At 63.7% G+C, this 6,429-nt stretch carries 6 protein-coding genes; 4 read left to right on the forward strand and 2 right to left on the reverse strand.

The genetic code is table 11. The features are described 5' to 3' along the window. The first annotated feature begins 491 nt into the window (after positions 1-491). Entirely contained in the window at positions 492-1,052 is a 561-nt protein-coding gene (locus ACYP2A_RS12375; RefSeq protein WP_459745282.1) for a DsbA family protein, read from the forward strand. A 9-nt stretch (positions 1,053-1,061) separates the two neighbouring features. Here ACYP2A_RS12375 and ACYP2A_RS12380 read toward each other — a convergent pair whose 3' ends face one another. Further along, a complete protein-coding gene (locus ACYP2A_RS12380; RefSeq protein ID WP_459745283.1) occupies positions 1,062-3,578 on the reverse strand; it encodes an ABC transporter permease in 2,517 nt (838 codons plus the stop codon). After that, on the reverse strand, positions 3,578-4,261 hold the full coding sequence (locus tag ACYP2A_RS12385; RefSeq protein WP_459745284.1) for an ABC transporter ATP-binding protein: 684 nt from the start codon (positions 4,259-4,261) through the stop codon (positions 3,578-3,580). The genes ACYP2A_RS12380 and ACYP2A_RS12385 overlap by 1 nt, the downstream gene beginning before the upstream one ends. Before the next feature lie 10 nt (positions 4,262-4,271). On the opposite strand from ACYP2A_RS12385, the gene ACYP2A_RS12390 reads away from it, so the two are divergent. The 3 genes from ACYP2A_RS12390 to ACYP2A_RS12400 all read left to right on the forward strand — a co-directional run bounded on the left by ACYP2A_RS12390 (position 4,272) and on the right by ACYP2A_RS12400 (position 6,278). Continuing rightward, a complete protein-coding gene (locus tag ACYP2A_RS12390; RefSeq protein ID WP_459745285.1) occupies positions 4,272-4,877 on the forward strand; it encodes an arylesterase in 606 nt (201 codons plus the stop codon). Between the two features lie 57 nt (positions 4,878-4,934). Continuing rightward, positions 4,935-5,219, forward strand: coding sequence for a hypothetical protein (locus ACYP2A_RS12395; protein WP_459745286.1), 285 nt, complete (start codon positions 4,935-4,937; stop codon positions 5,217-5,219). 90 nt (positions 5,220-5,309) lie between these two features. Next, positions 5,310-6,278 carry a L,D-transpeptidase family protein gene (locus ACYP2A_RS12400; RefSeq protein WP_459745287.1) on the forward strand — a complete coding sequence of 323 codons (969 nt, stop codon included), beginning with the start codon at positions 5,310-5,312 and terminating at the stop codon, positions 6,276-6,278. Positions 6,279-6,429 lie beyond the last annotated feature (151 nt).

The following is a 6,429-nucleotide window of genomic DNA, read 5'->3' on the forward strand; positions in this document are numbered from 1 at the left end:
CTCGGCCTTGCGCCCAAGTCGCGTTCTGCGGCGCCTGTGACATTTGCGTAAAAGATCAAGGGCAACGGCAAGATCAAAAGCTCTTGATTTGCTTTTCATGCGCGATGTTACAGGCGACGCCAATCGCGACTTGTGCAGGCCGAGTGGAGGCGTTGCGCAGGGGGAAAAGGGCCATGGATGGTCCGTTAGCCGCTTGGGCCATGGAAGGCCCATAAGCGGCGACCCCGGAGCAATGCCGGAAGGAGGGAACCCCGAAGGGGCCGGAACCAGGAGCCAGCGGTTTGGTTACTTTGCCAAGACAAAGTAGCCCGGCCCGAAGAGGGTCGGAACCTCTCTAACAGACCACTACCAAGAGTCAATACAACACCGTACTCAGGTGAGCTAACAATGCCGCTCATGCTCAAACGGCAACAGACCATAGGCACAGCGGCCATATTTATTCTGGCCATAACGATGCTACCGTCATGGCCATTTTTGACCGAGGAGTGAACATGCGAACGTCTGTCTGCAATGCCGATCCGCTGGTATGGGGCCACGGGCCACGCACCTTCGAAGTGTTTCTTGAACCGACCTGTCCGTATTCGGTCAGGGCCTTCGGCAAACTCAAGGCCTTGCTGGCGCAAGCGGGCGAGGATCGAATCACCGTCAAGGTACGCCTGCAATCGCAGCCATGGCATCTGTATTCGGGCGTGCTGGTGCGCTGCATTCTTGCGGCGTCGACCCTTGAGGGTGGCAAGGACACGGCCTGGACGGTGATGGCCGCGATTGCGGCGCACCGTGAAGAATTCGAGTTCGACCACCATGCCACTGGTCCCAACCGCGACGCTACGCCCAACGACATCATTGCCCGCCTGGAAGGCTACAGTGGTGTGCGTTTGAGCGAGGCGTTCGATGTGCCGGCGCTGGAAAACGAAATCAAATGGCACAGCAAATACGCGCGGCAGAACGGTATTCATGTTTCCCCGACCTTCATCGTCGATGGGCTGGTCCAGGCCAGCCTGAGCAGTGGCGACAAGGTCGAGGAGTGGATCGCCAAGGTTTTCCCGGCGTAATGCCGAACATCACCCCTCGCGCAAGACGCTCAGCGGGCTGGCGTTGAGCGCGCGGCGGGTGCCGTAGACCCCCGCACCGCCGACCAGCAGGGCGCCGATCAGGGGCAATACCAGCAGCCACGGATGCGGCGACCATTGCAGGTCGAAGGCAAAGCGGTACAGCACGAAACTCACCAGTTCGCAGCCCAGCGCCGCCAGCAAGCCGCTGGCGGCACCGAGCAGGCCGAACTCGATGCGTCGCGACGTGATCAACAACGCACGTCGGGCGCCCAGTGCACGCAGCAAGGCACCCTGGCGAATACGCTCATCCAGTGTGGCCTGCAGGCCCGAGAACAGCACCGCGACACCGGCCGCCAGCACGAACAACAGCACGAATTGCACCGCCAGTGTCACCTGGTCGAGGATGCTGCGCACCTGCGCCAGCAGTGCTTCCACCCCCAGGATGCTGATCGACGGGTAGGTTCGCGACAGCTCGACGATCTGCCGGTCATGGCCCGGCGGCACGTAGAAGCTGGTCATGAAGGTGGTCGGCAGGTCGGTCAGGGTGCCGGGCTGGAAGATGATGAAGAAGTTCGGCTGGAAGGTGTCCCAGTTGACATCGCGCAGGCTGCTGACCACGGTTTCGCGGGTCAGGCCGCCCACCGTGAAACCCAGCCGGTCACCGAGCCTGATGCCCAGGCTGTCGGCCAGTTTGGCTTCTACCGAAACCTTTGGCACTGCATCCGCCGCTGGTTGGGCGCCGTTGTCCTGCCACCATTGCCCGGCCGTGATGGTGTTGCCTTCGGGCATGCTGGCCGCCCAGGTCAGGTTCAGGTCGCGGCGGGTCGCGTTCTCGCCGCGTGAGTCCTTGGTCACGAACTCGTTCACCGGCTTGTCGTTGATGCTCACCAACCGGCCTGGCACCACCGGGTACAGCGGCGCTGCGTGCGTGGACAGCGTGGTCAGGGTCTTGGCGAAATTGTCCTTGTCGGCGGGCAGTACATTGAGCACGAAGTAGTTGGGCGCATCTTCGGGCAACTGGTTTTGCCAGGTGTCGAGCAGTTCGCCGCGCAGCAGGGCGATCAGACCCATGGCCAGCAGGATCAGGCCGAACGCCAGGGCCTGGCCGGCGGCGGCCAGCGGGTGACGCAGCAGTTGCCCCAGACCCAGGCGCCACGGCAAGGTGGCGCCGGCCAGCAGGCGACGCAGGCTGTTCAGGCCCAGCAACAGCAGTGCACCGAATAGCAGGGCAGCGACGATACCGCCGCCAAGCAGGGCGAAGGTCAGCACCAGGTCCAGGCTCAGGCGCCACATGATCAGGCCCAGCGCCACGATCGCGGCGCCATACACCAGCCACGAACTGGCCGGCACCGGCAGCATGTCGCGGCGCAGCACGCGCAGCGGCGGTACCCGGCCCAGTGCCGCCAGCGGCGGCAGGGCAAAGCCTGCCAGCGCCACCAGCCCGGTGCCGATGCCGGCCAGGGCCGGTACTACACCGCCGGGCGGCACGCTGGCCGGCAGCAGGTTATGCAGCAGGGCAAACAGGCCCAATTGCGCCAGCCAGCCCAGCAATGCGCCGGCCAGGCTGGCCAGCAGGCCGATGATTGCCAGTTGCAGGCTGAACAGCAGCAGCGCTTCACGGCGTGACAACCCCAGGCAGCGCAGCAGGGCGCTGGCATCGAAGCGCCGGGCGGCAAAGCGTGCCGCCGACATGGCCACAGCCACGCCGGCCAGCAGCACCGCCACCAGGCTGGCCATGTTCAGGTAGCGCTCGGCCTTGCCCAGGGCGCCGCCGATCTGCTGGCTGCCGTCGCGGGCGTCCTTGATTTCCTGATGCGCTTGCAGGCCAGGTTCGATGGCCTTGCGGTAGGCGGCCAGGGCTTCGGGCGGGCCGCTCCACATCTCGCGGAAGCTGACCCGGCTGCCCGGCTGCACCACGCCCGTGGCTTCCAGGTCCTGCAGGTTGATCATCACCCGCGGGGTCAGGCTGTAGAAGTTGCCGGCGCGGTCCGGTTCGTAGGTGAGGATGCGCGTCAGCTTCAGCGGTTTGGCGCCGACATCGATGGTGTCGCCGACCTTGAGGTTGACTGCCGGCAGCAAGCGCGCTTCTGCCCAGGCTTCACCCGGCGCCGGGCCGGAACTGACCTGGTCCGGTTGATACAGATCAGCCGCGCTTTTCAGCTCGCCACGCAGCGGGTAGGCGGTGTCGACTGCCTTGATGCTCGACAGCTGGATACCGTCGTCGGTGGCGATCACGCTGGAAAAGATCACGATCTGCGCATGGCCCAGTTTCAACTGTTCACCGGCGGCACGTTGCTCGGCCGTGGCGGGGCTGGAGCCTTCGAGAATCAGGTCGGCGCCGAGAAATTCGGTGGCGCGCAGCAGCATGGCGGCGTTCAGGCGCGCGCCGAAGTAGCCGATGGCGGTGCTGGCGGCCACGGCCACCAGCAGGGCAAAGAACAGCACGCGCAACTCACCGGCGCGGGCATCGCGCTGCAACTGGCGAGTGGCTAGGCTGAACAGGCGTGACAGAGGCATGCGTGCCATCAAGGCTCCAGAGGGGCGATCTGGCGCCCGGCTTCAAGGCGGATCAGGCGACGGCAACGATGCGCGAGCCGTTCGTCATGGGTGACCAGCACCAGGGTCGTGTTGCGCTCCTTGTTCAACTCGAACAACAGGTCGCTGATGCGCTCGCCGGTATGGCTGTCGAGGTTGCCGGTCGGTTCGTCGGCAAACAACACTGCGGGCTCGGCAGCAAAGGCGCGGGCAATGGCGACCCGTTGCTGCTCGCCGCCCGACAACTGACGCGGCGTGTGGGTCAGACGCTTGCCCAGGCCGACCCGCTCAAGCAAGCCACGGGCGCGCTCGCGGGCATCCTTGCGGCCTTCAAGCTCCATGGGCAGCATGACGTTTTCCAGCGCATTGAGGCTGTCGAGCAACTGGAACGACTGGAACACGAAGCCCACATGTTCGGCCCGCACCCGCGCACGTTCGTCTTCGTCCAGCTGGCTCAGGTTGTTGCCTGAAAGAATCACGCTGCCGGCGCTGGGCAGGTCCAGGCCTGCGAGCAAGCCCAGCAGGGTCGACTTGCCGGAGCCCGAGGCGCCGACAATGGCCAGCGTATCGCCCTTGTTCAGTTCCAGAGAGAGTTCGTGCAGGATAGTCAGGTCACCTTCGGTGCTGGGGACCACTTTACTGAGGCTTTGGGCGCTGAGAATACTTTCACTCATGGAGAGTCCGATGCGTGCGTGGTTATTGAGTACGGCTGTAGGTTTGCTGCTGTTGTCACAAGGTGCAGCGGCGGGCACGGTGTTGATCGTTGGGGATAGTATCAGCGCGGGTTTTGGCCTGGATACCCGTCAAGGCTGGGTCACCCTGCTGCAACAGCGTATGCAGGAGCAGGGTTTCAGCGACAAGGTGGTCAATGCCTCGATCAGCGGCGACACCAGTGCCGGAGGGCTGGCGCGGCTACCGGCGCTGCTTGCAGAGCATAAACCGGAGGTGGTGGTGCTTGAGTTGGGCGGCAATGATGGTCTGCGCGGGCAGCAGCCTGCACAATTGCAACAAAATCTTGCGTCGATGATTCAGCAGTCGCAACAGGCCGGCGCCAAGGTGCTGCTGCTGGGCATGCGCATCCCGCCCAACTACGGGCCGCGCTACACCCAGTTGTTCGAGAAGGCTTATACCGATCTTGCCAGCGAGAAAAAGGTGCCGTTCGTGCCGTTTTTCCTTGAGGGCGTGGGCGGTGTCCCGGGCATGATGCAAGCCGATGGCCTGCATCCGGCGGTCGGTGCGCAGGGCGCATTGCTGGAAAATGTCTGGCCGACCCTTAAACCGCTGCTTTAAGGCTTTTCTGCACGGGGGCTTTCGGCTAAGGTTGCGCCCCCCTCACTGGAGCCCTTCATGCCGCCGCGCCCCTCCTGGTCCTTGTACGCCTACCAAATGATCGAACCGGACGAGCAGCTCGACCTGTTCGCCTGCCAGGAGATCAAGGTTCATCTGATCGCCCGCCAGCTTGTGTTGGGCGGTTCGGCCGACCGCACTTTGTGCGGCACCTTGCTGCCAGCGCAGCCACGCCTGTTACAGGTTGAAACACAGGTGCTGCAAGACGAGCGCCTGTGCCTGCTGTGCAAGGCTATTCTCGATGCTCAGCGGCGTGGCATGCAGCCGATCTGGCCAGAACTTTAGGCAGGCGGTTGCAGCACACTCCCGCACCTGTGAAGCCGGGTGTACACTGCCGTTCTTTCCTGTTTCCGTTTAGTCGAAGGATTTCACCGGATGTTGTCGCGCATTCCTGTCGTTGCCCGCTGTCTGTCCCTGGCCGTGTTGTGGGCAGCCGGTTCTGTTCAAGCCATCGAATTGCCCCTGCCGCCGCCGGGTGAAGACATCGTCGGCCAGGAGCAGGTCATCGAGGCTGCATACGAAGACACCTTCGCCGACCTCGGCACCCGTTATGGCCTGGGTTATCTGGAAATGATCGCCGCCAACCCGGGTGTGGACGCCTGGTTGCCGGGCGCCGGAACGAAAATCACCTTGCCGACCCGGTTCATCCTGCCGCCTGGCCCGCGTGAGGGCATCGTGATCAACCTGGCCGAGTACCGGTTGTATTACTACCCCAAAGGCAAGAACACGGTTTACACCTATGCCCTGGGCATTGGTCGTGAAGGCTGGGGCTCGCCGATCGGCACCACTAAAGTCGTGGCCAAGACGCCGAACCCGACCTGGACCCCGCCGGCGTCGATTCGCGCCGAGCATGCCGCCGATGGCGATATCCTGCCCGCCGTGGTACCGGCCGGCCCCGACAACCCGCTGGGCCCGTTCAAGTTCGGCCTGGGCATGTCGGGCTACCTGATTCATGGTTCGAACAAGAAATTCGGTATCGGCATGCGCACCAGCCATGGTTGCTTTCGCATGTACAACAATAACGTGCTCGAACTGGCCGACCTGGCGCCGGTGGGCACCCCGGTGCGGATCATCAACGAGCCTTACAAGTTTGGCGTCAGTGGCGGCAAGGTCTGGCTGGAGGCGCACACGCCGCTGGACGAAGACGGCAACCCGTCGGTGGTCGACAAGCACACCGCGGTGATCAACACCCTGCTCAAGCACGAAGGTCTGGCCAACAGCATGCGCACCAATTGGGACACCGTGCGCGATGTGGTGGCGGCCGAAGAGGGCATGCCGACCGAAATCGCCATTCCGGTGCCCGGCACGGTGAGCGAAACGCCTGCGCAGCAGCAGGTCTGGTAGCACCGCCCCGTAGGACCGACTTTAGTCGGGAAGAGGACGACACAATTACGCATCGTACCTTTCGCGGCTAAAGCCGCTCCTACGGGGTCTCAGACGCCAAAAAAAGGCCGACCCGCGCAGGCGGGTCGGCCTTTTTACAATCCCGAAGGGA

The organism is Pseudomonas sp. 3A(2025) (assembly GCF_054589175.1).